This window comes from Amycolatopsis tucumanensis (assembly GCF_021654135.1).
Lineage (GTDB): Bacteria > Actinomycetota > Actinomycetes > Mycobacteriales > Pseudonocardiaceae > Amycolatopsis_E > Amycolatopsis_E tucumanensis.
In genome coordinates this window covers 15,521-39,168 of sequence record NZ_JAKGSD010000059.1, presented here as the reverse complement: position 1 = coordinate 39,168, position 23,648 = coordinate 15,521, and the positions used below count along the sequence as shown (strand labels likewise).

25 protein-coding genes are annotated in these 23,648 nt (G+C 72.4%); 14 read left to right on the top strand and 11 right to left on the bottom strand.

Annotated features, from left to right (window positions below):
- The first annotated feature begins 8 nt into the window (after window positions 1-8).
- The 5 genes from L2C96_RS37135 to L2C96_RS37115 are packed head-to-tail and all read left to right on the top strand — an operon-like array spanning window position 9 to window position 4,269.
- On the top strand, window positions 9-2,255 hold the full coding sequence (locus tag L2C96_RS37135) for a sensor histidine kinase (protein ID WP_237339520.1): 2,247 nt from the start codon (window positions 9-11) through the stop codon (window positions 2,253-2,255).
- Between the two features lie 17 nt (window positions 2,256-2,272).
- The gene (locus L2C96_RS37130) at window positions 2,273-2,683 is read left to right on the top strand and encodes a roadblock/LC7 domain-containing protein (protein ID WP_237339519.1); all 411 of its coding nucleotides are present in this window, start codon (window positions 2,273-2,275) and stop codon (window positions 2,681-2,683) included.
- Window positions 2,680-3,042: a DUF742 domain-containing protein gene (locus L2C96_RS37125; RefSeq protein ID WP_237339518.1), complete on the top strand. Its 363-nt coding sequence runs from the start codon at window positions 2,680-2,682 to the stop codon at window positions 3,040-3,042. The genes L2C96_RS37130 and L2C96_RS37125 overlap by 4 nt, the downstream gene beginning before the upstream one ends.
- Complete coding sequence (locus L2C96_RS37120; protein ID WP_237339517.1) at window positions 3,023-3,610, top strand: GTP-binding protein; 588 nt, start codon at window positions 3,023-3,025, stop codon at window positions 3,608-3,610. The genes L2C96_RS37125 and L2C96_RS37120 overlap by 20 nt, the downstream gene beginning before the upstream one ends.
- A 41-nt stretch (window positions 3,611-3,651) precedes the next feature.
- Window positions 3,652-4,269 (top strand): flavin reductase family protein, encoded by a 618-nt coding sequence (locus tag L2C96_RS37115; RefSeq protein ID WP_237339516.1) that lies wholly within the window; start codon window positions 3,652-3,654, stop codon window positions 4,267-4,269.
- A gap of 481 nt (window positions 4,270-4,750) precedes the next feature.
- Here L2C96_RS37115 and L2C96_RS37105 read toward each other — a convergent pair whose 3' ends face one another.
- Window positions 4,751-5,710, bottom strand: coding sequence for a DNA polymerase domain-containing protein (locus tag L2C96_RS37105; RefSeq protein ID WP_020423288.1), 960 nt, complete (start codon window positions 5,708-5,710; stop codon window positions 4,751-4,753).
- 87 nt (window positions 5,711-5,797) lie between these two features.
- Here L2C96_RS37105 and L2C96_RS37100 point away from each other — a divergent pair, with 87 nt between their 5' ends.
- Window positions 5,798-6,892, top strand: coding sequence for a serine/threonine-protein kinase (locus L2C96_RS37100; RefSeq protein WP_237339531.1), 1,095 nt, complete (start codon window positions 5,798-5,800; stop codon window positions 6,890-6,892).
- Window positions 6,893-6,896: 4 nt separating this feature from the next.
- Here the strand turns inward: L2C96_RS37100 and L2C96_RS37095 are convergent, their stop codons facing one another.
- Window positions 6,897-7,352 (bottom strand): GNAT family N-acetyltransferase, encoded by a 456-nt coding sequence (locus L2C96_RS37095; protein ID WP_237339515.1) that lies wholly within the window; start codon window positions 7,350-7,352, stop codon window positions 6,897-6,899.
- Window positions 7,353-7,437: 85 nt separating this feature from the next.
- Between L2C96_RS37095 and L2C96_RS37090 the strand changes: the two genes are divergently transcribed.
- Both L2C96_RS37090 and L2C96_RS37085 read left to right on the top strand, forming a co-directional pair.
- On the top strand, window positions 7,438-7,971 hold the full coding sequence (locus L2C96_RS37090; protein ID WP_237339514.1) for a DUF1360 domain-containing protein: 534 nt from the start codon (window positions 7,438-7,440) through the stop codon (window positions 7,969-7,971).
- Window positions 7,972-8,029: 58 nt separating this feature from the next.
- Window positions 8,030-9,418 carry an aldehyde dehydrogenase family protein gene (locus L2C96_RS37085; RefSeq protein ID WP_237339513.1) on the top strand — a complete coding sequence of 463 codons (1,389 nt, stop codon included), beginning with the start codon at window positions 8,030-8,032 and terminating at the stop codon, window positions 9,416-9,418.
- 45 nt (window positions 9,419-9,463) lie between these two features.
- Here L2C96_RS37085 and L2C96_RS37080 read toward each other — a convergent pair whose 3' ends face one another.
- A complete protein-coding gene (locus L2C96_RS37080) occupies window positions 9,464-10,480 on the bottom strand; it encodes an esterase/lipase family protein (protein WP_237339512.1) in 1,017 nt (338 codons plus the stop codon).
- Window positions 10,481-10,604: 124 nt separating this feature from the next.
- Between L2C96_RS37080 and L2C96_RS37075 the strand changes: the two genes are divergently transcribed.
- On the top strand, window positions 10,605-11,273 hold the full coding sequence (locus L2C96_RS37075; protein ID WP_308191220.1) for a QsdR family transcriptional regulator: 669 nt from the start codon (window positions 10,605-10,607) through the stop codon (window positions 11,271-11,273).
- A 122-nt stretch (window positions 11,274-11,395) separates the two neighbouring features.
- Here the strand turns inward: L2C96_RS37075 and L2C96_RS37070 are convergent, their stop codons facing one another.
- Genes L2C96_RS37070 through L2C96_RS37055 form a run of 4 tightly spaced genes read right to left on the bottom strand, consistent with a single transcriptional unit; the run spans window position 11,396 to window position 14,220 of the window.
- Entirely contained in the window at window positions 11,396-12,592 is a 1,197-nt protein-coding gene (locus tag L2C96_RS37070) for an NAD(P)/FAD-dependent oxidoreductase (protein ID WP_237339511.1), read from the bottom strand.
- Complete coding sequence (locus L2C96_RS37065; protein ID WP_020423296.1) at window positions 12,589-12,801, bottom strand: ferredoxin; 213 nt, start codon at window positions 12,799-12,801, stop codon at window positions 12,589-12,591. Before L2C96_RS37065 ends, L2C96_RS37070 begins: the two co-directional genes overlap by 4 nt.
- 10 nt (window positions 12,802-12,811) lie before the next feature.
- Window positions 12,812-13,723 (bottom strand): pyridoxamine 5'-phosphate oxidase family protein, encoded by a 912-nt coding sequence (locus L2C96_RS45265; protein ID WP_237339510.1) that lies wholly within the window; start codon window positions 13,721-13,723, stop codon window positions 12,812-12,814.
- 35 nt (window positions 13,724-13,758) lie between these two features.
- On the bottom strand, window positions 13,759-14,220 hold the full coding sequence (locus L2C96_RS37055; protein WP_237339509.1) for a VOC family protein: 462 nt from the start codon (window positions 14,218-14,220) through the stop codon (window positions 13,759-13,761).
- Between the two features lie 101 nt (window positions 14,221-14,321).
- Here L2C96_RS37055 and L2C96_RS37050 point away from each other — a divergent pair, with 101 nt between their 5' ends.
- Entirely contained in the window at window positions 14,322-14,867 is a 546-nt protein-coding gene (locus tag L2C96_RS37050) for a CGNR zinc finger domain-containing protein (protein ID WP_237339508.1), read from the top strand.
- 12 nt (window positions 14,868-14,879) lie between these two features.
- Here L2C96_RS37050 and L2C96_RS37045 read toward each other — a convergent pair whose 3' ends face one another.
- Window positions 14,880-15,929, bottom strand: a complete 1,050-nt coding sequence (locus tag L2C96_RS37045; RefSeq protein ID WP_237339507.1) for a LacI family DNA-binding transcriptional regulator — start codon at window positions 15,927-15,929, stop codon at window positions 14,880-14,882.
- A gap of 124 nt (window positions 15,930-16,053) precedes the next feature.
- Here L2C96_RS37045 and L2C96_RS37040 point away from each other — a divergent pair, with 124 nt between their 5' ends.
- From L2C96_RS37040 to L2C96_RS37025, 4 genes are read left to right on the top strand one after another with little or no spacing between them, the layout of a single operon-like run.
- A complete protein-coding gene (locus L2C96_RS37040; RefSeq protein WP_237339506.1) occupies window positions 16,054-17,343 on the top strand; it encodes an ABC transporter substrate-binding protein in 1,290 nt (429 codons plus the stop codon).
- A gap of 19 nt (window positions 17,344-17,362) precedes the next feature.
- A complete protein-coding gene (locus L2C96_RS37035; protein ID WP_020423302.1) occupies window positions 17,363-18,343 on the top strand; it encodes a carbohydrate ABC transporter permease in 981 nt (326 codons plus the stop codon).
- Entirely contained in the window at window positions 18,340-19,182 is an 843-nt protein-coding gene (locus tag L2C96_RS37030) for a carbohydrate ABC transporter permease (RefSeq protein WP_237339505.1), read from the top strand. Before L2C96_RS37035 ends, L2C96_RS37030 begins: the two co-directional genes overlap by 4 nt.
- Before the next feature lie 2 nt (window positions 19,183-19,184).
- Entirely contained in the window at window positions 19,185-20,597 is a 1,413-nt protein-coding gene (locus L2C96_RS37025; protein WP_237339504.1) for a GH1 family beta-glucosidase, read from the top strand.
- Window positions 20,598-20,603: 6 nt separating this feature from the next.
- On the opposite strand, the gene L2C96_RS37020 is transcribed toward L2C96_RS37025, so the two are convergent.
- The 3 genes from L2C96_RS37020 to L2C96_RS37010 form a co-directional block, all read right to left on the bottom strand.
- Entirely contained in the window at window positions 20,604-21,044 is a 441-nt protein-coding gene (locus tag L2C96_RS37020) for a type III secretion system chaperone family protein (protein ID WP_020423305.1), read from the bottom strand.
- 12 nt (window positions 21,045-21,056) lie between these two features.
- Window positions 21,057-21,776 carry a PP2C family protein-serine/threonine phosphatase gene (locus tag L2C96_RS37015; RefSeq protein WP_237339503.1) on the bottom strand — a complete coding sequence of 240 codons (720 nt, stop codon included), beginning with the start codon at window positions 21,774-21,776 and terminating at the stop codon, window positions 21,057-21,059.
- Between the two features lie 78 nt (window positions 21,777-21,854).
- Window positions 21,855-23,645 (bottom strand): ArnT family glycosyltransferase, encoded by a 1,791-nt coding sequence (locus tag L2C96_RS37010; RefSeq protein WP_237339502.1) that lies wholly within the window; start codon window positions 23,643-23,645, stop codon window positions 21,855-21,857.
- Window positions 23,646-23,648: the final 3 nt, after the last annotated feature.

The following is a 23,648-nucleotide window of genomic DNA, read 5'->3' as shown; positions in this document are numbered from 1 at the left end:
GGAGAACCATGGCCGTGCGCCGAGAAAAGCATGCCCGCATTTCGCCGGCCCCCCGGCTCGTCGACCGCCGGACGCCGCGGTCCGTCCGCGCGAAGATCGTCGCGCTGCTGATGGTGCCGGTGGTCTCGCTGATGGTCCTGTGGGGCCTCGCCACGGTCTCGGCCGTGCAGACCGCCTGGAACCAGCGTCAGGTCGAGAAGTTCGACACCCACCTGACCGCCCCGGTCGCCGACCTGGTCACCGGCCTGCAGGCCGAACGCGCGGTCGTCGCCGCCCACCTCGCCGGCTCCGGTGACCTGCCCGCGCTGGAGCAGCGGTACGCCCAGACCCGCGCCGCGCTCACGACGCTGCGCGACGGCGTGACCCTGGTCGCCGCCGACCTCGCCGGCCTCGCGCCCGACCTGGACCGCCGCCTCGGCGACCTCGTCGCCGACGTGACCAGGCTGGGCAGCGCCCAAGGCGCGGTGACCGCCCGCCAGGCCGACTGGCGCGCCACCTTCGACGCCTACTCCGACGCCATCGACACGGCCTTCGCGGTCGAGGCCGCCCTCGCCGACGTCCACGACATCCCGGTCGCCCTGGCCGTGCCCGCCCTCGGCCGCGTCGGGGAGATGCTCGCCCGGCAGGACGCCGCGGCCCGCGCCGCGGCCGCCGGGCGCGCGAACGCCGAGACCTACCGCGCCTTCGTCGACGCGCTCGGCGGGCAACGCGTCCTCACCGCCGGTCTGCTTTCCGACCTGCCGGACGCCCAGCGGGAAGCCCTCCGCGACATCACGTCCAGCGACTCCTACCGCGCCCTCACCGACGTGCAGAACACCGTGCAGGCCGACACCGCGGGCCGCGCCCTCGCCGCGACCGTCACCTCCGGCCAGTGGGCCTCCTCGCTCGACGCGGTCACGCGCGACCTCGCCGCCGTCCGCTCGGAGGCCGCCATCGAGGCCGCAGCCGAAGCGGACGACGCGGGCAGCTCGGCCCTCACCGAAAGCGCGGTGACCGTCCTGCTGGGACTCGCCGCCGTGCTGCTCGCCCTGCTGATCTCCGTGCGGATCGGGCGCGGCCTGGTGATCGAGCTGGTCGGCCTGCGCGACTCGGCCCTCGAACTGGCCAACCGGCGGCTCCCGCGCGCGATGCGCAGGCTGCGGGCCGGCGAGAAGATCGACCCGGACGCCGACGTGCCGGTGGTGCCGCCGAGTGACGGCGAGATCGGCCAGGTCGGCGCCGCGCTCAACGCCGTGCAGCGCGCCGCCCTGACCGCCGCCGCGGAACGCGCGGAGCTGCTCACCGGCGTGTCCGGTGTGTTCGTGACGCTCGCCCGGCGCAGCCAGTCGCTCGTGCACCGCCAGCTCAGCCTGCTCGACACGATGGAACGGCGCACCGAGGAACCCGCCGAGCTGGAGGACCTCTTCCGCCTCGACCACCTCGCCGCGCGCATGCGCCGCCACGCCGAAGGCCTGATCATCATGTCCGGTGCCGCCCCCGGCCGGGTGTGGAGCAAACCCGTCCCGCTGATGACCGTCGTCCGCGCGGCCGTCGCCGAGGTCGAGGAGTTCCAGCGCGTCGAGGTGCACCGGATGGCCGACGTCGGCGTCCAGGGCGCCGCCGTCGCCGACCTCACCCACATGATCGCCGAGCTGGTCGAGAACGCCACCTCGTTCTCCCCGCCGAACACCACGGTCCTGGTGCACGGCGAGGCCGTCGGCGCCGGGTTCGTCGTGGAGATCGAGGACCGCGGCCTCGGCATGGGCCCGGAGCGGCTGGCCGAGGCCAACCGGCGGATCGCCGAGGCGCACCAGCTCGACCTGTTCGACGGTGAGCAACTCGGGTTCTACGTGATCAGCCGCCTGGCCCGGCGCCAGGGCATCACCGTCACGCTGCGGCGCTCGGCCTACGGCGGCACGACCGCGGTCGTGCTGCTGCCGACCGCGCTGCTCACCCGCGCCGAGGCCACGCCCGCCGACGCCGAGGTCCCCACGGCCCGGTCGCGCCCGGCGCGGCGCCCCGAGCCGGCCCGGGAACGGGACAACGGACGGCACCGTCCGCCGCCGCGCCCGCCGGCTCCGCCGCGGCCAGAACCGGTGGTCGCCGAGGACGACGAAACCGGCGGTCTGCCGCGCCGCAAACGACAGGCGCACCTCGCTCCCGGGTTGCGTGAATCCGCGCAGGACGAAGCCGCGGCGCCGCGGACGTCGCCCGACGAGGCCCGCGCCACCATGTCCGCCCTGCAGCAGGGATTCACCCGCGGACGCAACGGATGACGACGAGAGGGGTAGCGGTGGACACCACCGATAACAGCAGGGAGCTCGCCTGGCTGCTGGACGAGCTGGTGGGCAACGCGCCACGGGTCCGGAACGCGCTGCTGCTGTCCAACGACGGCCTGGCGATGGCCACTTCGACGGGGATGACCCGCGAGGAGAGCGAGCACCTCGCCGCGGTGTCGTCGGCCCTGAACAGCCTCGCGAAGGGCGCGGGCAGGCAGTTCGACGCCGGCGCGGTCCGGCAGACGATGGTCGAGCTCGACGGCGGGTTCCTGTTCGTCATCGCGGCGGGCGGCGGGACCTGCCTGTCGGTGTTCGCCGAGGCAGGCACGGACATCGGACTGGTCGCCTACGAGATGGCGCGGCTCGTTTCGCAGGTGGGTGAGCACATGTACACCGCACCGCGGCTGGACCGGACAGGCACGTGAGCGACTGGTACGGCGACGAGTCCGGCCCCATGGTCCGCCTGTACGCGCTGACCAGGGGCCGGGCCCGGCCGTCCGCCGACTTCCTGGACATCATCGCGCTCGTCTCCGCCCGCACGCGGCCCGAGCACGACCTCACCCTGAGCCCCGAGCAGGCGGTGATCCTCCAGCTGTGCCAGGCGCACATACTGTCGGTCGCGGAGATCGCGGCCCGCGCGAACCTGCCGCTCAACGTCACGCGGGTGCTGCTGGCGGACCTGCTGAACGGCGGGCACATCGAGGTGACCCGCCCGGCGCCGGCCGCCACCGGGCCGACCGATCGCATCCTGAGGGAAGTGCTGAATGGACTCCGTGCGCTCTGAACCACTGCCCGCGCCTGCGAAACCCTTCACCGCGTTGAAGATCCTCATCGCGGGTGGGTTCGGCGCGGGCAAGACCACGATGGTCGGGGCCGTCAGCGAAATTCAGCCGTTGCGCACGGAGGAGTACCTGACCGAGGCCGGTGCCGGGATCGACGACGCCGAGGGCGTGGAGCAGAAGACGACCACCACGGTCGCCATCGACTTCGGCCGGATCACGTTCGACGAGCACCTCGCGCTGTACCTGTTCGGCACGCCGGGGCAGGACCGGTTCTGGTTCTTCTGGGACGACATCGCGCAGGGCGCGCTCGGCGCGGTCGTCATCGCCGACACGCGCCGCCTCGAAGACTGCTTCCCGGCCGTCGACTACTTCGAGCGGCGGGAGACACCGTTCGTGGTGGCGGTGAACTGCTTCGCCGGATCCCGCCAGTACCACGCGAACCAGGTCGCGGCGGCGCTCGACCTCGACCCCGGCATCCCGGTGGTGCTGTGCGACGCGCGGAACCGGGAGTCGGCCAAGGAAGTGCTGATCGCGCTGGTGGAGCAGGTGCGGCGGGGCAGGCACCGCTGAGTTCGGCCGGGACCGACACGACCGGTCCCTAGCGTGGCGGCGTGAACACCGCAACGGACGAGCACGTCGTGATCGACCCGAAGATCCTGTACTTCGGCACCCCCGTGGTGCTGCTGTCGACCGAGAACGCCGACGGCAGCGCCAACCTCGCGCCGATGTCCTCGGCTTGGGCGCTGGGCCACGTCGTCGTGCTGGGGCTGTCCGCCGCCTCGCACACGGCGGCCAACCTCCGCGCGCGCCGGGACGTGGTGGTCAACCTGCCCGGTCCGGAGCAGTGGCGGGCGGTGGAGCGGCTGGCCCCGCTCACCGGCGCGGACCCGGTGCCCGCGCACAAACGCGGCGCGTTCCGGCACGAGCCGGACAAGTTCGCGGCGGCCAGGCTGCGGCCCGTGGACTCGGACCTGGTCCGGCCGCCGCGGGTGGCGGACTGCCCGATCGCGCTGGAGGCGCGGGTGGCCGAGGTGGGGGAGGGCTGGGGCGGCGGGTTCGTCGTGGTGCAGGCGGAGGTGCTGCGCGTGCACTGCGATCCGCGGCTGGTGGTGCCGGGGACGCAGCACGTGGACCCCGGCGCGTGGAGCCCGCTGATCTACAACTTCCGGCACTACTTCGGCCTCGGGCCGGAGCTGGGGCACAGCTTCCGCTCGGAGACGCCGCGCTAGGTGGCTGGGGCGGCCTGGGTGGTGGGGTTGCTGCTTGGGGGAGGGGCGGCTGTATGGGGCTGTTGCTTGGGGGAGGGGCGGCTGTATGGGGGGTTTGTGGCTGCGCGGGGGCCTGCGGCTGGGTGGTGGCGCTGCCGTTCGGGGGAGCGGCGGCTGCGTGGCGGACTGCGGCTGGGTGGTGGGGCTGCCGTTCCGGGGAGGGCGGCTGTGTGGGGGCTTGTGACTGGTGGCCGGGCTGCTGCGCGGGGGAGGGCGGGGCCTGCGACTGGGTGGCCGGGCTGCTGCTCGGGGGAGGGGCGGCAGCGTGGCGGCTTGTGACTGGGTGGCCGGGCTGCCGTTCGGGGGACGGGCAGCAGTGGTGGCTGACGCTGGGTGGCCGGGCCGCCGCTCGGGGCAGGGACAGCGTGGCAGCCAGCGCCCGGGCGGCGGGAGCAGCCGCGGCAGGTGAGCGGCGGGGATCAGCGCGCCCGAGTCACCACAGTCAGGAGCCCTGCTCGCGGCGGGCGCGGGCCCGGCGTTTGCCCTCGTGCATCGCCTGCACGCGGGCGATCGGGATGGTGCGGCCGTGCTCGACCAGCTCCTCCGGCAGCTCCTGCGGGTCCGGCAGCGACTCGGTCCACGGGTCGCCCGAGTCCAGCAGCCGCAGGGCCTCCCGCAGGGTGAAGTCGCCGGGGTGCACGTTGTCCAGGTCGCTCCACGGCACCGGGAACGACACCGGCAGACCTGGCCGCACCCGCGGGCTGTAGACCGACACGACCGTGGCGCCACCCGCGCGGGTCGAGTCGAGGAAGACCTTGCCCTCGCGGTCCTCGCGGATGAACGCCGTCGTCGCCAGTTCCGGGTCGAGCGCCTCGGCCCGCGCGGCCAGCGCCCGGGTGGCCGCGGCGGCCTGCTCCGCGTCGGCGCCGCGCACCGGCACGAAGATGTGCACCCCCTTGGAACCGCTGGTCTTCACCGCGCCGGCCAGACCGCAGTCGTCCAGCGCGCGGCGCACCAGGTGGGCCGCGCGCACCGCCAGGTCGAAGGCCGCCGAGCCCTCCGGCGGATCCAGGTCCAGCACCAGGTGCGTCGGCTGGTCCAGGTGCCCGGCGAGGCCCAGCGTCGGGTGGTACTCGATCGCCCGCTGGTTGCCGAACCACAGGAGGGTGCGGCGGTCGTCGCACAGGGCGTAGGTCACCTGCCGGTGCGAGCTTTCGGCCCACATGCTCACCCGCGGCACCCACTCCGGCGTGTACTTCGGCAGGTTCTTCTGCATGAACGCGTCCTGGCCGCGCAGCACCCGCACGACCGACAGCGGCCGGTCCCGCAGCGCCGCGATCATCCGGTCGGCGACCGCGTCCAGGTAGTCGACCAGATCGCGCTTCGTGGCGCCGGCATCGGCGAACAGTGACTGGTCGAGGTTCGTCAACGACACGCCGTCCCGCACCTCTGCGCTGCTCATGGCCCCACTCTTGCCGATCCGTGTCGTCCAGGCCACCCCTGGCCGGGTTTGCCGCCACCCGCGCAGGGGTAGCGATTCCCCGTGGACATGGGTGAGCGGTACCGGCTCGAGGAGCGGATCGGTGGCGGTGGCAGTGCCGACGTGCACCGCGCGTGGGACCGCGTCGCCGAACGCGAAGTCGCGATCAAGCTCTTCCACGCCGGCTCGACACCCGCCCAGCAGCGGCGGCAGGCGCAGGAGTTCCGCATCCTGGACCGGTTGCGGCACCCGGCTCTGGTGCCGCTGTACGACTCCGGCGTGTGCGACGGGCGCGCGTTCTTCGTGATGCGGCTGGTGCACGGCCCGACGCTCGCGGACCGCATCGCCGAGGGGCCGCTGGCGGTGGACGAGACGATCGAGCTGGGCGCGCGGCTGGCGGACGCGCTGGCCTACGTGCACCACGCGGGGATCACGCACCGGGACGTCAAGCCCGCGAACATCCTGCTCGGGCCGGACGGGGCGGTGCTCGGTGACTTCGGCATCGCGCAGGGCCACGACAGCACCCGCTTCACCACCACCGGCACCGTCGTGGGCACCGCCGCGTACATGGCGCCCGAGCAGGTGCGCGGAGAACCGGTCGGGCCGGCCGCGGACGTCTACTCGCTCGGGCTGGTGCTGCTGGAATGCCTGTCCGGGCGGCGCGAGTACCCCGGGTCGCTGACCGAGTCCGCGGTGGCGCGCCTGCTGCGCCCGCCCGCGGTGCCGGAGGGCCTGCCACCGCACTTCGCGGACTTGTTGCGGCGCATGGGGAACCGGGACCCGCAGGGGCGGCCGACGGCGCGCGAGGTGGCGGCCGTGCTCGGCGGGGTCACCCGGCCGCTGGTGCCGCTGAAGCCGAAGCGGCGCCTCGGTGTCGCCGCCGGGATCACCGGCCTGGCGGCCGCGGCCGCGATGGCGTTCACCCTGCTGAACGGCTCCACCACGGAGGCTCCGGCCTCGGTGCCCGCACCCACCGCACCGGCCCCCGCGCCGGTGGCCGCACCGCCGCCGGTGACGAGCGAAACACCCGCCCCGGTGGCGAAAACCGCTCCGGCGAGCCAGAGCGAGGAGGCTCCCGCGCCCGCGAAGGGCCGGAAGGACGACAAGGGCAAGGGCCAGGACAAGGGCAAGGGGCCGGACAAGAAGCCCGGCAAGGACAAGTGAGGCGTCAGACCGCCTTGCTCATGTGCACCAGCGCGCCGTCGAGGAACGGCTCCTCGCGGTCCACCCGGTAACCCAGCCGCCGGTAGAAGCGGATGTTCTCGGTGAACAGGGCGTTCGTGTAGAGCCGCACGCCGGGCAGGCCCATCGACTGGGCCAGCAGGTCGGCGTGCCGCATCAGCAGTCGCCCGTAACCGGCGCCCTGCGCGGACGGCCGCACGGCGACGTTCTCGATCAGCAGGTGGTCCACCGCCGGGATCATCTCGATCAACGCGACCAGCTGGTCGTCGTCGTAGAGCAGGTCGATGTGGTGGGCGGTGACGGCCTGCCGGTAGTCCGTGCGCATCGGCAGGGGTTCGCGCCGGATGAGGTCCACCCACTTCGCGTACGCGGCGTGGACGAGTTCCCGGATCGCGTCGGCGTCGTCGGGCGTCGCGCGTCGGAAGAGGTACTTGTGCGGCATTTCTCCTCCTTCGCGGCCGGGCGGTTGCCCGTGGGCCTCGGGGGTACCCGGTGGCCGCACGAACAGCCGAGTATCAGGAGAGCGTATGGCGCAGCACGCCGGACTCCGGGACCTCGCCGCCGCGGGTCGCGCGGAGGCCGACGCCTACCGGGGGAACCACGACCGTCCGCTGGGCGGCTACCTCGTCGTCATGCTCGTGTACACCTCGCTCGTGGCGACGGCGGTGCTCGCGGCTCTGCTCACCGGCCGGAAGTTGCCCCGTGACCTGCGGGTGTCCGACATCGCCCTGATGGCGATGGGTACCCACAAACTGGCGCGCACGATCAGCAAGGACGCCGTCACCAGCCCCCTGCGCGCCCCGTTCACCCGATACGCTGACACCGGCGGGCCTGCCGAGGTGATGGAGGAGGTGCGCAAGCCCTCCGGGCTGCGGCACAGCCTCGGCGAGCTGCTCAGCTGCCCGTTCTGCCTCGACATGTGGGTGGTGACCGGGTTCACCGTCGGCCACGTCTTCGCGCCCCGGGTCACGCGCCTGGTCGTGGCGGCGATGGCCGCTCTGACCGGCGCCGATTTCCTGCAGCTGGCCTACGCGAAGGCGCAGCAGATCGCCGAGGGCTGAGCCCGCCGGGTGTCGCGGAGGAGGAGCAGGGGTACTCGCACCGCGGACAGGAGGTGCGATGACTGAGCTGATGACCCGGGAAGACGCGGCCATCGAGGTCCGCGACCCCGCGAGCGGTGAGCTGGTGGGACGCGTGCCGAGCGCGACCGCGGAAGAGGTCGCCGAGGCGGTGCGCGCGGCGCGGGCGGCGTTCGCGGGCTGGGCGCGGACCGCGGCGGGGGAGCGGGCTGCCGCGTTGAAGGCCGCGGCGGCCGAGCTGCGTGAGCGGGCCGACGAGCTGGCCGCGATGAACAACCGCGAGACCGGCAAGCTGCCGGACGAGGCACGCGAAGGTGTCCTCGCCGGCGCGGGGACCCTGGAGCAGTACGCGGAGCTGGGGCCCGCCCACCGCGGGCGCAGCCTGCAGGGCGGCTGGGACGCGACGGACCTGATGGTGCCCGGGCCGCGGGGCCTCGTGGTGGCGCTGACGCCGTGGAACGACCCGGTCGCGGTCGCGTGCGGGCTGATCGGCGCGGCGCTGGCGACGGGCAACGTCGTCGTGCACAAGCCGAGCGAGCGGTGCCCGCACGTGGGGCGGATGCTGACCGAGCTGATCGCGCGGCACCTGCCCGCGGACGTGCTGGTCTGCGTGGACGGCGACGGCCGGGTGGGCGCGCAGCTCGCGGAGTCCGCCGACGTCGACGTGATCGCGCACGTCGGCAGCACGGCGACCGGCCGTTCGGTGGCGGTGGCCGCGGCGCGGACCGGGGCGAAGGTGCTGCTGGAGAACGGCGGCAACGACGCGCTGATCGTCGACGCCGGTGTGGATCCGAAGTGGGCGGCCGAGCAGGCCGCGCTGGGGGCGTTCGCGAACGCCGGGCAGATCTGCGTGTCGGTGGAGCGGATCTACGTGCACCGGTCGGTGGCCGACGAGTTCCTGGACGCGCTGGTGGCGGAGGCGCGCAAGCGCCCGACCGAGGTGCCGATGGCGCCGCTGGTGGACGAACGGCAGCGCGAGCACGTGCACTCGCACGTCGAGGACGCGGTGGCGCAGGGCGCGTCGCTGCTGGCGGGCGGGACGTTGCCGGACGGGCCGGGTGCGCACTACCCGGCGACCGTGCTGGCCGGGTGCACGCCGTCGATGCGGGTGCTGAGCGAGGAGACGTTCGGGCCGGTCGCGCCGGTGCGCGTGGTGGACAGCTTCGACCAGGCGCTGGAAGAGGCGGCCGACGACCGGTACGGCCTCACCGCGACGGTGCTGACCGAGTCAATGGCGCACGCGCAGCGGGCGTGGCGGGAACTGCCCGTCGGGACGGTGAAGGTGAACAACGTCTTCGGCGGCGCGCCCGCCGGGGCGGCCCACCCGCGCAAGGCCAGCGGCGAGGGGTTCGGCTACGGGCCCGAGCTGCTCGACGAGATGACCGTGACGAAGGTCGTCCACATCGGACCGTCCGGCGGCCGGGCGTGAGCGTCCGGTCCCGCCCTCTCCCCGGGGGCGGGACCGGAACGCGTGTCAGCGGGTGGTGAAGACGTACGGCTTGAGCGGCGGCTCCGCCGGCACCCGGCCGTGCAGGGCGAGCTGCTCGGCGATCACACCGGTCAGCGCCGCGTAGTCGGTCGCGAACCGCACTGGATCGACTCCGGGCATGAACAGCTGTCCGCACGTTTCGCGGGGCACGCGTGCGGGGTCGGCCGGACCGGGATGCGTCAGGGCGTCCATCGCGATCGCGTACGCCGTCGGGTCGTAGGTGCCGACGGCGAGGTGCTCCCCGGCCACATTCGCCGGGCACACGTCCTGGACGGCCACGTTGGTGATCCGCCCGCCCCCGCCGCGGAGGCTGGTGGTGCCGCTGTCGTCGAGGTTGGGCTGGACGAACTCGTCGGTGCGGGTGTAGACCGCCGTGTACGAGATGCCCGGGAAGGTTTCCTGGCCGGAGTTCATCGCCCTGGTGTAGGCCGAGTTCAGCGTCTGCTGCCACAGCGCGGGTGCGCACCCGAGGACCGGCGGGCACATCGCGTTGATCACGAGGCTGCCGTGGTTGGTCGCCCCGAGTCCGACGTAGTCGTCGACCATCGGCCGCAGGTCGGGCCAGAACCGCAGCGCGAAGCGGGGTTCGGTGCCGCCCTGGCTGTGGCCGACGACGTCGACCTGGCGTCCGCTGATCCGGTGCACGTGCCGGATCGCGTTGACCACGTACTCGGCGGAGACCTGGGCGTCGGACATCGCCTGGTCCGGCAGGGTCACCGCGCAGTAGGGCCTGCCGAGCCGGTCCAGCGCCCGGAACCAGTTCCAGCCGAAGTCCTGCTGGGGGGTCAGGGTCGTGCCGGGCACGAAGAGCACCACGTCTTCGGTCGCCACGGCGGCGTTCGCCGTGCAGGTGATGCTCTTCGCGAGCTCCGCGGCGGGCACGGTGAGCTCCGGTCCGGGGCGGTCCACCGGGGCGAAGGACGGTGCGGCGGCCGCGGGCGCCGGCACGGCGATGGCTGCGGCGATCAGGGCTGCCGCCGCGAGAACACGGTGAAGGCGCATCGTTGCTGCCTTTCTGTCCACATCGGATCCACTTGGGGTGCCGGGAACGATAACCGTGCGCCGGCGTCGGTGCAACACATTGAGAAATGTTGCAGCCCGCGTCCCCTCGACGTAGAGTGCCGGTGTGAGCACAGACGTGTCCTGGAGCAGGCTGGCGTCGGACGCGGCGCTGGAGTCCGCGCGCCGGGAGCCGTTCACCAGGCTGTCCCGCGAGCTCTACGCGGGACAGGAGAGCCGCCACGCCGGGCCGCGCCAGGCTCTGCGGGCGGCGCGCCGCACCTTCCTCGCCGGTGAGCGGGTCGACATGGGGGCGCTGGCCGCGGAACTCGGGGTCGACCGGGCGACCCTGTTCCGCTGGGTGGGCAACCGCGACGAGTTGCTGTCCGAGGTGATCTGGTCGCTGTGCCTGCCGACCTGGCAGGGCGCCGTCCGCGGCGCCGAGGGGACCGGGGTGGCCCGGGTCGTGTCGGTGTTCCACGCCTTCAGCGGTGCCATCATCGACGCCGGGTTCTTCCGGGCCTACCTCCGCCGGGAGCGTGACCGCGCGCTGCGGCTGCTCACCACCCGGGCCGGTGTGCACCAGACCCGCGTGATCGCGCTGTTCGAAGGGCTGCTCCACGCCGAAGAGGCCCATTCCGGTCTGCGGCTGCCGCTGCCCGCGCACGACACGGCGTACGTGATGACCCGCATCGCGGAGTCGTTCATCTACGCCGATCTGATCGTCGGTGAGGAACCCGACGCGGCCAAGGCGGCCGCCGCCGTCGCGGCTCTGCTCGGCCCGGCCCAGTCCTGAGTGGACAACGGCCTACGCTGATTCGCGCAGCTTCAGCGACACCGGCCGTCGCGTGCCTCGCCGGTCGACGGGATGACCGTCACGGAGGCCGTCCACATCGGACGGTCCCCCGGTCGGGTCGGTCAGACAGGCACGCGTCCGAGAGCCTCGGCCAGCTGGGCGCGGTAGGCGGCCAGCCGGCCGGGGCGGTTGCCGGTCAGCGCGCCCACCAGCTCGCCGTCCCGCCGGTAGGCGATGTCGAGTCTGCCGGCGTCCGGGGCGTTTTCGTGGACCTCGACGGTGTCGGCGAACGCGGGGAAACCCACGGCGCGGAGCCGGACGCCGTAGAGGTCCGACCAGAACGACGGCACCGGGCGGTAGGTGGCGGGATGGGCCGGGTCGAGCAGGGTCCGGGCGGCCACCTCGGCCTGTTCGACCGCGTGTGTCCAGTGGCCGAGCACGGCGCCGTCCGGCCCCGCCCACGGGTGTGGCCACCGGGCCACGTCTCCCGCCACCACGATGCCCGGCACCGGCGTCCCGTCGATGCCGAGCGCTCGTGCGTGGTGGTCGCAGACGAGACCGCGGTCGATGCGCAGGCCCGCGCCGGCGAGCCATCCGGTGCGCGGCGACGCGCCCAGTGCCACCACCGCGAGGTCGGCCGCCACCCGTGTGCCGTCCGACAGGATCGCGCCGGTCAGCCGGTGGCCGCCGGTGAACGAGCCGACCCGCGTGCCCGTCCGCAGGGACACCCCGGCCGCGCGGTGCAGTGCTGCGACGAACTCGCCGGCGACCGGCCCCAGTGCGGAGCGCAGCGGCTGCGGCTGCGCTTCGACCAGCTCGACGGACGTCCCCCGGCCCCGGGCGGCGGCGGCCAGTTCACCACCGAGGAAACCGGCCCCGACGACCAGCAGGCGATCGCCGCCGCCGAGCCGGTGCCGCAGGGCCCGTGCGTCGTCCAGCGTGCGGAACACCCCGACCTCCGGCGGATGCGTTCCCGGCCAGGGGTTCGGCGCGGCGCCGGTGGCGACGATCAGACCGGTGTAGGGCAGGACGTCGCCGCCGTCCAGTTCGACGGTGCGGCTCGGCACGTCCAGCCGGCGGGCTCGCCGTCCGAGCACCCAATCGATCCCGAGCCCGGCGGCCGGCAGTGCCGCCGCGGCCTCGTCCGCGGTCGCGGCGAGGAGCTCCTTGGACAGCGGTGGCCGGTCGTAGGGGAGATGCGGCTCGGCGCCGACGACGGTCAGGCGCCCCCGGTAGCCGTGGCGGCGGAGTGCGGCGCACGCGCGCTGGCCCGCCAGGGACGCGCCCACCACCACGATGCCCGCGTCACCGGCGGTCATGCCGCCGGTCTTCCGCTGCCGGACGGGCCGACGGTGATGGCGCGCACCGGGCAGGCGGACGCCGCCCGGATCACGTCCGCACGCCGTTCTTCCGGCGGGGAGGGCGAATAGCGGAGCTGGTCGTCGTCGTCGAAGGAGAAGACGTCCGGCGCGCCGAAGACACATTGGCCGTGGCTCTGGCACACCGCGAGGTCGACGTGTACTTGCACCGTGACCGTCCTATGAGGCAGTGGGGAGGGGAGGGTTGAAGCGGGAGAAGGCAGGTGCGCTCCAGCGGAGGCGACTGGCGCTGGGAATCTCGACCACGGCGCTGACGGTGAAGTCGACGACCCGTTGCGCCCCCGGCAGGGAGCCGGCCGCGGCCGGCCCCCAGTCGGTCCGCGCCGTTCCGGTGAGCTGCAGGGTCGTGCCCGTGGCCCAGTCCTGGAACAACAGTCCGGCGGCCGGGTTGACCTCCAGGTTGCCCAGCGTGTTGAACATGGCATTGCCGACGTAGTCCGGCCAGCGCAGCGTGGTGTCGGACAGCACCTGGACGAAGCCCGGGTTGCCGCCGCGGTGCGAAGCGTCGGCGTCGCCGTCCCGGTCGGCGGTGGCGACGAAGAACGTGTCGGCGCGGCTGAGGAGTTCCCGCTGGTCCGGCGACAGGGCGGACGAGGTGACCGGTTCGCCGGGCGCGGCCTGCTCCGGGTGCGGTTCCCGCTTCTGGATGTACTTCGGGCAGTTCGCGTAGACCTGCTCGAGCGCGACCCGCAAGCCGCCGGCGACCGGTGTGCTGCGGCCGTTCATCCGCATGCGGCGCCGGGAGGACGCCTCGATCGCGAGCATGCCCACCGGTGCGGGTTCGCCGAGCCGGGAGCGCAACGGGTCGCCGGGCGCCGGGAGCGCCGCGACGGCGAGCGTGGTGTCGTCCTCGGCCCGCAGGAACCCCGGCGGTCCGGACAGGAGTGTGGCCCAGACCCGGCCCTCGGCGTCGGTGGCGCCGAGCACGAGCATGACCTGCCGGGCGAGGAAATCCCGGGCCACCGCCGGGATCGCGTGCTGGATCGCGCGGGCGGAGAACCCGCCCTGGTCGAGGAGGCCGGAGCGCCGCTGGGCGGCCCGTTCACCCTCGTGGTAGACGTCGACCGCCACAGCGGCCTCCTTTCAGCGCGGAATCAGGGTGCGGATCAGAAGAAGCCGCAGGTGGGCGCCTCGCCGCTGGGGGCGGCCGCGGTCTCGGCGCCGCTCGGCGCGTAGATCTCCAGGCGGATGCCGTCCGGGTCGGTGAAGAAGATGCCGCCGGAGCTCATGCCTTCCCCGTGCGGCACCACTCCGTCGTAGCGGAACTCGGCACCGAGTTCGCGCAGCACCGACTCGGCCGCTCGCACCTCGTCGATCGAGTCGACCTGGAAGGACAGGTGGTGCAGCCCGGCCGAGGACGCCGGGAACGGCGTCTCGCTCTGCTGCCACAGGGTCAGCACCAGCCGCCCGTCGCGCCCCAGGAAAGCCCAGCGCCGCTCGTCGTTCCCGCTTTCCGCCTGCACCTGGAACCCGAAAACCCGGGTGTAGAACGGCACCGCTCGCTCCAGATCGGTCACGTTCAGACCGACGTGGCCGGTCTGAACGGCGCTGATCGTGGCAGTGGTCATGAGATTCCTCCTCGATGGGGTCTAACCGTCTTAATGAAGTTAGACGGTTATACGATCCAGTGTCAACCACCTATTCGTCGATGACCGGATAGAATGGGCTCATGTCAGATCCCCGTCCGCTGACCGGCGAGCCGCTGTGCCTCGATCTGCTGAACACGTACTGGATCGGCGAGAACGGCCCCGAGGACCTGCTCGACTCCACCGACGGTGTGGGCGTCTGGCTGCACTCGGCCGGCCTGGCGGACCGGGCGGTCGCGAACGAGGCGACGCGCGGAGCCCTGCGTGAGACGCGGGAAGTTCTCCGGGCACTGGTCGACGGCGAAGCCGGGCGGGACGCCGCTCGCGAACTCAACCTGATCCTCGAGCGCGGGGCGCTGCGCTACCGGCTCGGGGCAGCGGGGCCGGAGGCGCGTGGCACGACCGATGATCCGGCCTGGCTGCCTGCTTGGCTCGCCGCGACGGACTATCTGGGACTCGTCGACGGCAAGCCGGAGCGGATCAAGCGGTGCGCGGCGCACCCGAAGTGCGTGCTGCACTTCTACGACACGACCAAGAACGGCACGCGCCGGTGGTGCTCGATGGCGGGGTGTGGCAACCGGGCGAAAGCCGCCCGGCACTACGAACGGGAGCGAGCCGGGTCCGGCTGAGGCCGGGGCGGCTCACGCCGATTCGCGCAGTTTCAGCGACACCGGTAGCACCTGCCGCCGCGGGCGGATCGTTTCGCCGGCCAGCAGGGCGGTCAGCGTGGCGACCATCTGGCGCACCTGGGCGGCCGGGTCCTGGTGCACCGTCGTCAGCGGGGGGTTCATCGCGGTGGCCAGCGCCGGGTGGTCGTCGAAACCCACGACCGCCACGTCGGCGGGCACGCGGCGGCTCGCGGCGCCCAGTGACTGCAAGACGCCCGCGGCCATCACGTCGCTCGCCACGAAGACCGCGTCCAGGTCTGGTTTCCGTGCGAGCAGCCGGTCCATCGCGTCGCGGCCGCCGTCCAGCGTGAAGTCCGCCTCCTCCGCCAGGCCCGCCGACTCCAGCCCCGCGTCGGCCAGCGTTTTGCGCCATCCGGACAACCGGTGGACCGCCGCGGTCTGGTCCTGCGGGCCGGCGACCGTCGCGATGCGGCGGCGGCCCAGCGAAACCAGGTGCTCCACCGCGAGCCGCGCGCCGGACTCGTTGTCGAAGTCGATCACGTGCACGCCACGCGCCACCCCGCCCGCCGGGCCGCCGAACACGACCGGCAGCCGCAGCAGCCGCAGCGCCCGCGGCAACGGGTCCGCCTGGTGCGGCGCGAACACCAGCGCCCCGTCGACGTGCCCGCCCTCCAGGAAGCGCAACGTCCGCGCCAAGTCGTCCCGGCCGTCGCAGAACATCAACACCATCTGCGCCCCGGACGCCGCCAGCTCCCGGTACCCGGCGCGCATCACCGCGGTCCGGTACGGATCGCCGAGCACGACCTCCTCCGGCTCGGACAGCACCACCGCCACCGCGCCCGTCCGCCGCGTCACCAGCGACCGCGCCGCCTGGTTCGGCGAATAGCCCAGATCGGCCGCCGCCGCGCGCACCGCTTCCCGGGCGCGCGCGCTGACGTTGGGGTCGTCGTTGAGCGCCCGGGAGGCTGTCGAGCGCGAGACCCCGGCGAAGGCGGCCACGTCCTCCAGCGTCGGTCGGCCGTCGTGGTTGCCGTGTGCGGTCACCGGGTCACCTTCCGCCATCGATGGGAGCGCTTCCAAGAATAGCGCATCTTGACACGGCTCGTGACTAGGGACACACTCAAGCCCGTTCTGGGAGCGCTCCCATAATCTCCCTCCCTGGAACCCCACGAGTTAGGGAATCGACGTGCGACATCTTCACAAGGGCGTGAGCTTCGCGATCGGACTGGCGGTGCTGGGCGCGAGCCTGGCCGCCTGTGGCGGCGGCTCGTCCGGGACGTCCGGCGACGGGCGGATCGAGCTGTCCATCGGCACCTTCACCGAATTCGGCTACGAAGACCTGATCACCGAGTACGAACGCCTGCACCCCAACATCAAGATCACCCACCACAAGACCGGCGAGGGCGGCCCCTACCACCAGAACCTGATCACGAAGCTGGCCGCGGGCAACGGGCTGGAGGACGTGGTCGCGGTCGAGGAGGGCCACTTCTCCGACATCATCGACAAGTCGTCCAAGTTCAACGACCTCACCGAGATCGGTCCCAAGGACGTGACCCCGGACCGGTGGCTGAACTGGAAGTACGAGGCGGGCAAGGACTCCGACGGCCGCCTGATCGGCTACGGCACCGACATCGGCCCGCTGGCCCTGTGCTACCGCAAGGACCTGCTGCAGGCCGCCGGCCTGCCGTCCGATCCCGAGGGCGTCAAGTCGCTCTTCGCGACCTGGGAGTCCTACTTCGCGGCCGGCGACCAGTACGTGCAGCGCACCGGTGGCAAGGCGTGGTTCGACGCGTCCTCGCAGCTGTACAACTCGATGGTCAACCAGCTCGAAACCGGTTACCTGGACCGCAACGACAACCTCACCATCGAGACGAACCCGGGCATCAAGGCGGCCTGGGACCGCATCACCGGCGCCATCCAGCGCGGCCAGTCCGCGAAGCTCATCGCGTTCGGCAACGAGTGGAAGACCGGGTTCCAGCAGGGATCCTTCGCCACCACGGTGTGCCCGTCGTGGATGCTCGGCGTGGTCGAGGAGAACGCCGGTCCCGGCAACGCGGGCAAGTGGGCGGTCACCGACGCGTTCCCCAACGGCGGCGGCAACTGGGGCGGCTCGTACCTGACGGTGCCCAAGCAGAGCCAGCACCCGAAGGAGGCCGCGGAGTTCGCGGCGTGGCTGACCGCGCCGGAGCAGCAGCTCAAGGCGTTCCAGGCGCGCGGCAACTTCCCGAGCCAGACGCAGGCGCTCACCTCGCCGCAGCTGCTGCAGCAGACCGAGCCGTACTTCGGCGACACCAAGGTCGGCGAGCTCTACTCCGAGCAGGCCAAGAAGGTGACCCGCGCGCAGTACAAGGGTCCCGGCGACGGCCAGATCCAGGAGAACGTCACCAGCCCGGCGCTGCAGGCCGTCGAGCAGGGGACACCACCCGGCCAGGCCTGGCGGCAGGTGGTCGACGAAGCCAAGAAGATCGTGAAGTGAGCGCAGGGGGAACGGGCCGATGACCACTGTGGCCGAAAAACCACCGCGGCAGGACGTGCCGCCGGAACCGGTGAGACCGACGCTGCGGCAACGGTTGTCGCGCTGGGACGTCAGGTTTTCGCCGTACCTCTACATCGCGCCGTTCTTCGTGGTGTTCGGCCTGACCGGCCTGTTCCCCCTGCTCTACACGGGTTACGTGTCGCTGTTCGACTGGGAGATCGGCGACGACGACCCGAAGTTCGTCGGGTTGGAGAACTTCGTGACGCTGCTCGGCGACGCGCAGTTCTGGAACGCGGTCGTGAACACGATCTCGATCTTCGTGCTCTCCAGCGGGCCGCAGCTGGTGATCGCGATCCTGCTCGCGGCGCTGCTGTCGCTGCGGCTGCGCTTCCCGGCGAGCTGGCGGGTCGGGATCCTGCTGCCCTACTCGGCCAGCCTCGTCGCGCTCGGCATCATCTTCGCGAACCTGTTCGGCCCGCGGTACGGGCTGGTCAACGCGATGCTGGAGGCGGTGGGGCTGGACCGGGTGGAGTGGCAGGCCAACCGGTTCGCCAGCCACCTGGCGATCGCGACGATGGTCAACTGGCGCTGGACCGGCTACAACGCGCTGATCGTGCTGGCGGCGATGCAGGCGCTGCCGCGGGACGTGTACGAGGCGGCGGTGGTCGACGGGGCCGGCGCGGTCCGCCGGTTCTTCTCCATCACGCTGCCGATGCTGAAGCCCACGCTGATCTTCGTGGTGGTCACCTCGACGATCGGCGGGCTGCAGATCTTCACCGAGCCCAAGTTGTTCGACGCGATGCCCGGGTCGAACAACGGCGGTTCGCAGCACCAGTTCCAGACCCTGACGCTGTACCTGTACCAGTCGGCGTTCGAGGGCTTCGACCTCGGCTACGCCTCGGCGATCGCGTGGCTGCTGTTCCTGCTGATCGTCCTCATCGCGCTGGTCAACTTCCTGATCACCCGGCGGGTCGCCGCGACGACGGGACTGAAACGATGACCACACTGAGATTCCCGCGCGGGCGCGGCGGTTCGCGCTTCTTCGTCTACGCCACGCTGATCGCGTTCGTCGCGGGTTCGCTGTTCCCGTTCTACTGGTCGTTCCTGGTGGCCAGCCGCGACACCGGCATGCTGTCGGACCACCTGCCGTCGCTGCTGCCGGGCGGGAACTTCTGGGCCAACGCCGTCCGCGTGTTCGACGCGGTGCCGTTCTGGAAGGCGCTGGGCAACAGCGTGATCGTGGCAGGCACGGTGACGCTGACGACCGTGCTGTTCTCCGCGCTCGCCGGGTTCGCCTTCGCCAAGATGCGGTTCCGCGGCTCGAACGGGCTGTTCGTGTTCATCGTGGTGACGCTCGCGGTGCCCACGCAGCTGGGCGTGATCCCGCTGTTCATCATGATGTCCGAGCTCGGCTGGGCCGGGCACCTGCAGGCGGTGATCGTGCCGAACCTGGTCACCGCGTTCGGGGTGTTCTGGATGCGCCAGTACATCGTGGACGCCGTGCCGTACGAGCTGATCGAGGCCGCGCGGGTGGACGGGTGCAGCGTGTTCGGGACCTTCGTGCACGTCTGCCTGCCCGCGATCCGCCCGGCGGCCGCGGTGCTCGCGATGTTCACGTTCATGATGTCGTGGAACGACTTCCTGTGGCCGCTGATCGTGCTCGACGCGGGCAACCCCACCGTGCAGGTGGCGCTGGAAAAGCTGCAGAGCGGCCACTACGTCGACTATTCGCTGGTGCTGGCCGGGACCACGCTGGCGACCATTCCGGTTCTGATCGTCTTCCTGCTGCTCGGGCGCCAGATCGTGTCCGGGATCATGCAGGGCGCGGTGAAAGGGTGAGCATGTCGGTTCTGGGTGAAGAGGTCACCGCCGGGCTGGAGTTCCCGCCCGGGTTCGCGTGGGGGGTCAGCACGGCGGCCTTCCAGATCGAGGGGGCGACCACTGTGGACGGTCGCACCGACTCGATCTGGGACGCGTTCTGCCGTCGTCCGGGCGCGGTCGCGGGCGGTGACACCGGAGAGCCTGCCGCCGACCACTACCACCGCTTCCGGGACGACGTCGCGCTGATGGCCGAACTCGGGCTCGGGGTGTACCGGTTCTCGCTGGCCTGGTCCCGGGTGCGCCCGGACGGCGGCGCGGTCAACCCGGCGGGGCTGGACTTCTACGAGCGGCTGGTGGACTCGTTGCTGGAGCGGGGGATCACCCCGTGGGCGACGCTCTACCACTTCGACCTGCCGCAGGCGCTGGAGGAGCGCGGCGGATGGGCCGCACGCGACACCGCCCACCGGTTCGCCGAGTTCGCCGCGTCGGCCGCCGAGCGGCTGGGCGACCGGGTGCCGTTCTGGTCCACGCTGAACGAACCGTGGTGCTCGGCGTTTCTGGGCTACGCCAAGGGGATCCACGCGCCGGGCAGGCAGGAGCCGCGCGCGGCGGTCGCGGCGGCGCACCACCTGCTGCTCGCGCACGGCCTCGGCCTCGCCGAGATCCGGCGGCGCGCGCCGCGGGCGCAGGCGGGCATCACGCTGAACCTGTACCCGGTGCGGGCGGAGGACCCGTCGTCGGCGGCGGACCGCGACGCGGCGCGGCGGGTGGACGGGTTGCAGAACCGACTGTTCCTCGACCCGGTGCTGCGTGGGCGGTACCCGGAGGACCTGCTGGCGGACCTGGAGCCGTTCGGCCTCGGCGCCTGCGTGCGGGACGGGGACCTGGCGCTGATCGGGGCGCCGATCGACCAGATGGGGATCAACTACTACCGCGGCTACGAGGTCACCGGCACGCTGCGGCCAGGGGTCGAGCCGGGCGGGCTGGAGTGGGTTGGCGCGGACGGGATCGGGTTCGTGCCCGACACGGCGGCGTCGGTGACGCACTCGGGGTGGTTCGTGCAGCCGGAGGGGCTGACCGAGACGCTGGTGCGGGTGCACCGCGAGTACCCGGCGGTGCCGTTGTACGTCACGGAAAACGGCGCGGCCTACGACGACTCCGTGCGGCCGGACGGCTGGATCGACGACGTCGAGCGGGTCGAGTTCCTGGCCGCCCACCTGCGGGCGGCGCACGCGGCGCTCGCGCAGGGGGTCGACCTGCGGGGGTTCTCGTACTGGTCGCTGCTGGACAACTTCGAGTGGGCGGAGGGGTACTCGAAGCGCTTCGGGCTGGTGCACGTGGACTACCGGACGCAGGTCCGCACGATGAAGCGCAGCGCCCACTTCTACGCCGACGTGATCCGCGACAACGCGGTGCCGCCGGTCCGCGGGTGACGGGTGCTACGTCTCGTCGGTGAGCAGGCGGTGCTGCTCCACGAGCCACGTGTCGAACTCGACGGACGCGTGGATCCAGGTGGCGGTGGTGGTCACGAAGTGCTCCACCGTGACGCCGGCGCCGATCAGCATCATCGCCTCACCGACCAGCGTGACCGCACCGTCGTCGCCGGTGTGGCTGTACACCTTCGGCCACAGCGTGCGGCGGTTCCAGTCGTCGAGGAGTTCCAGGAGGTGCGGCTTGGCCTCGATCGCGTGGCGGCGGTCGTAGAAGGTGCGCACGGCGAAGGTCCGTCCCTCGTCCGCGCCGCGGAACACGAAGTACATCCGGAAGTGCTCCCACGGGGCGCCGAGATCGCCGTCCTCGTCGAGGCCGTACTCCAGCCCCATCTCCTCCAGCAGCCGCTCGACGAAGGCCTGGTCGGGAACGACGATCTCGGTGGTCATCCGGAGATCCTGTCAGGCGGGGGTGACCGTGGGCAGCGGGGTGGTGGTCAGGTCGGGCAGGGCGGGCGCCAGGTCGGCCATCAGGGCGGTCGCGTTGTCGTGGCCGCCCGCCGCCAGCGCCGCGTCCACCAGCGCCTGCGCGCTGTTCGACGGCACGCGCAGCAGCTCGGCCATCGCGGCGCGGGTCAGGACCTTGTGGACGCCGTCGCTGGTCAGCAGCAGCCCCGCGGGACCCCTCGCGTCGGCGTGGCCGAACTCGTCCGGGCGCGCCGTCCGCACGCTGGTCGTGACCAGGTGCTCCATCCTGGGGGTGGGCACCTGGCCACGATCGCGGAAGTACTGCGCCAGCGTGTGGTCCCTGGTCAGCTGCCGCAGCGAGTCGCCGTTCCAGGCGTAGGCCCGCACGTCGCCGACCCACCCGACGCGGTAACCGCCGTCGACGGGCGTCGCGACCACCAGCACGCAGTCGCCCGCCGGCTCGGCGCGGACCGCCCGCTGCGCCGCGGCCAGCGCGGCGGCAGGCCCCTGCGACGCGGGCACCTGGACGGCGGTGGCGACGGCGACCTGGGCGGCCCGCGCGGCGCTCGGCTCGTCGCCCACGCCGTCGGCGAGGGCGAACACGACCTCCCCGGTGCTCGGGTCGGTGTAGGCCGCGGTGGCGTCGGCGTTCACCGAACGCGGGCCGCGGGTGGTCGCGGTGGCCCACACGGGGCTGGTGGTGAGGCGGTGCATGGTGGCCTCCTTCGTGCTGTTATACCTCCACTGTCGACCGCCCGCCTGTGCTCAGGCTGAGATCAGCGTGAAGCCCAGTTATGAGCTCAGCAGGTACACCGTGGTGCCGCCGACGGTCGTGGCGGTGAAGTTCGCGGCGACCCACGCCTGGATCTCGCTGGACGACGTCTCACCGGAGCCGCGCATGCCCTGCCCGTCGGCGATGTAGTACTTGATCTCGCCGGCGGCGACGTAGGCCTGGAACTGCTCCAGCGTCGGCGAGTCGTCGCTGCCGTCCCAGCCGCCGATCGCGATGACGGCCTTGCCGGTCGCCAGCTCCAGGCTCGCGGCCTGCTGTGACCCGCTGACCGCCGCCGCCCACCTGGTCGTGGTCTGCGACAGCAGCGTCGTCAGTTCCGCCGAGGACGTCTCCCTGCCCGGGCCGGCGCCCATCACGCTGCCGGCCATCGCGCTGCTGCCCGGGCCGGACGCCGGGGTCGAGCCGTTGTGCGCGACGCTCGCGGTGGTCACCGCGTAGGCCGCGCCGCCGAGCCCGAACACCAGCACCGCGGCGGTGATCAGCACCGCGCCGATCCGCCGGAACTGAGTGGCCCCGGCCAGCAGCCCGGTCGACACGACCAGCCCGAGCGCGACGACCACGAACTTCAGCCACGGCAGGTAGTCCGGGGTGCGGGCGAGCAGGATGTAGTCCCACACCGCGGTCACCGCGACCATGCCGGCCAGCACCGCCCGGGCGGAGGAGTTCGCCCGGCCCTGCCACAGCGCCTTGCCCGCGATCGCGACCAGCGCGGCGATCGCCGGGGCCAGCGCCACCGAGTAGTACGGGTGGACGGTGCCGCTCATGAAGCTGAACACGCCCGCGGTGATGACCAGCCAGCCGCCCCACAGCAGCAGCGACAGCCGGGTCTTGTCGGTGCGCGGCGCGCGGCGGGTGAACCACAGCCCGGCGACCAGGCCGAGCGCCGCGGCGGGGAGCAGCCAGGAGATCTCGGTGCCGAAGGCGGAGTTGAACATCCGGAACAGGCCGGTGCTGCCGCCGAATCCGGCGCCGCCGCCTCCGCCCGTGTTGCCGTCGCCGCCGAAGATCCGGCCCAGGCCGTTGTAGCCGAGCGCCAGCTCCAGCAGGCTGTTGGTCGTCGAACCGCCGATGTAGGGACGCGAAGACGCGGGCCAGATCTCCACCAGCGCGACGTACCACCCGGCCGACACGACGACGGCGACGAGCGCGCCGAGCAGGTGCAGCAGGCGACGCCGCAGCGAGGCCGGCGCGGCCACCAGGTACACCAGTGCGAACGCCGGCAGCACCAGGAACGCCTGCATCATCTTGGTCAGGAACGCGAACCCGATCGCGACACCGGCCAGCGCCAGCCACTTCCCACTCGCCTTCTCGGTGGCGCGCACCGTGCAGTACGCGCCCGCCACGAGCAGTAGCACCAGCAGCGCGTCCGGGTTGTCGAACCGGAACATCAGCACGGCCACCGGGGTCAGCGCGAACGCGGCGCCCGCGAACAACCCGACGACGGGTCCGGACATCCGCTTCACGGTCGTGTACAGCAGTCCGACCGAGGCGACACCCATCAGCGCCTGTGGCGCCAGCACGGTGAAGCTGGAGAAGCCGAAGATCCGCGCGAAGGCCACCGCGACCCACAGCGCGGCGGGTGGTTTGTCGACGGTGATCGAGTTGCCGGAGTCCAGCGAGCCGAACAGCCAGGCCTTCAGGTCCTGGCTGCCGGCCTGGACCGCGGCGGCGTAGAAGCTGTTGCCGTAGCCGGAGGCGGTCAGATTCCACAGGTAGAGCACCGCGGTCGCGGCCAGCAGCGCGAGCACCGCGGGCCGCACCCAGGCGGGCTGGTTCGACGGCCCCCGCAAGAG

Bases quoted from the DNA above. Each gene is read 5' to 3' on its own strand.
- L2C96_RS37135 (WP_237339520.1), top strand. From the start codon at position 9: ATGGCCGTGCGCCGAGAAAAGCATGCCCGCATTTCGCCGGCCCCCCGG.
- L2C96_RS37120 (WP_237339517.1), top strand. From the start codon at position 3,023: ATGGACTCCGTGCGCTCTGAACCACTGCCCGCGCCTGCGAAACCCTTC.
- L2C96_RS37105 (WP_020423288.1), bottom strand. From the start codon at position 5,710: ATGAGCAGCGCAGAGGTGCGGGACGGCGTGTCGTTGACGAACCTCGAC.
- L2C96_RS37100 (WP_237339531.1), top strand. From the start codon at position 5,798: ATGGGTGAGCGGTACCGGCTCGAGGAGCGGATCGGTGGCGGTGGCAGT.
- L2C96_RS37095 (WP_237339515.1), bottom strand. From the start codon at position 7,352: ATGCCGCACAAGTACCTCTTCCGACGCGCGACGCCCGACGACGCCGAC.
- L2C96_RS37090 (WP_237339514.1), top strand. From the start codon at position 7,438: ATGGCGCAGCACGCCGGACTCCGGGACCTCGCCGCCGCGGGTCGCGCG.
- L2C96_RS37085 (WP_237339513.1), top strand. From the start codon at position 8,030: ATGACTGAGCTGATGACCCGGGAAGACGCGGCCATCGAGGTCCGCGAC.
- L2C96_RS37080 (WP_237339512.1), bottom strand. From the start codon at position 10,480: ATGCGCCTTCACCGTGTTCTCGCGGCGGCAGCCCTGATCGCCGCAGCC.
- L2C96_RS37070 (WP_237339511.1), bottom strand. From the start codon at position 12,592: ATGACCGCCGGTGACGCGGGCATCGTGGTGGTGGGCGCGTCCCTGGCG.
- L2C96_RS37055 (WP_237339509.1), bottom strand. From the start codon at position 14,220: ATGACCACTGCCACGATCAGCGCCGTTCAGACCGGCCACGTCGGTCTG.
- L2C96_RS37050 (WP_237339508.1), top strand. From the start codon at position 14,322: ATGTCAGATCCCCGTCCGCTGACCGGCGAGCCGCTGTGCCTCGATCTG.
- L2C96_RS37045 (WP_237339507.1), bottom strand. From the start codon at position 15,929: ATGGCGGAAGGTGACCCGGTGACCGCACACGGCAACCACGACGGCCGA.
- L2C96_RS37035 (WP_020423302.1), top strand. From the start codon at position 17,363: ATGACCACTGTGGCCGAAAAACCACCGCGGCAGGACGTGCCGCCGGAA.
- L2C96_RS37030 (WP_237339505.1), top strand. From the start codon at position 18,340: ATGACCACACTGAGATTCCCGCGCGGGCGCGGCGGTTCGCGCTTCTTC.
- L2C96_RS37025 (WP_237339504.1), top strand. From the start codon at position 19,185: ATGTCGGTTCTGGGTGAAGAGGTCACCGCCGGGCTGGAGTTCCCGCCC.
- L2C96_RS37020 (WP_020423305.1), bottom strand. From the start codon at position 21,044: ATGACCACCGAGATCGTCGTTCCCGACCAGGCCTTCGTCGAGCGGCTG.
- L2C96_RS37015 (WP_237339503.1), bottom strand. From the start codon at position 21,776: ATGCACCGCCTCACCACCAGCCCCGTGTGGGCCACCGCGACCACCCGC.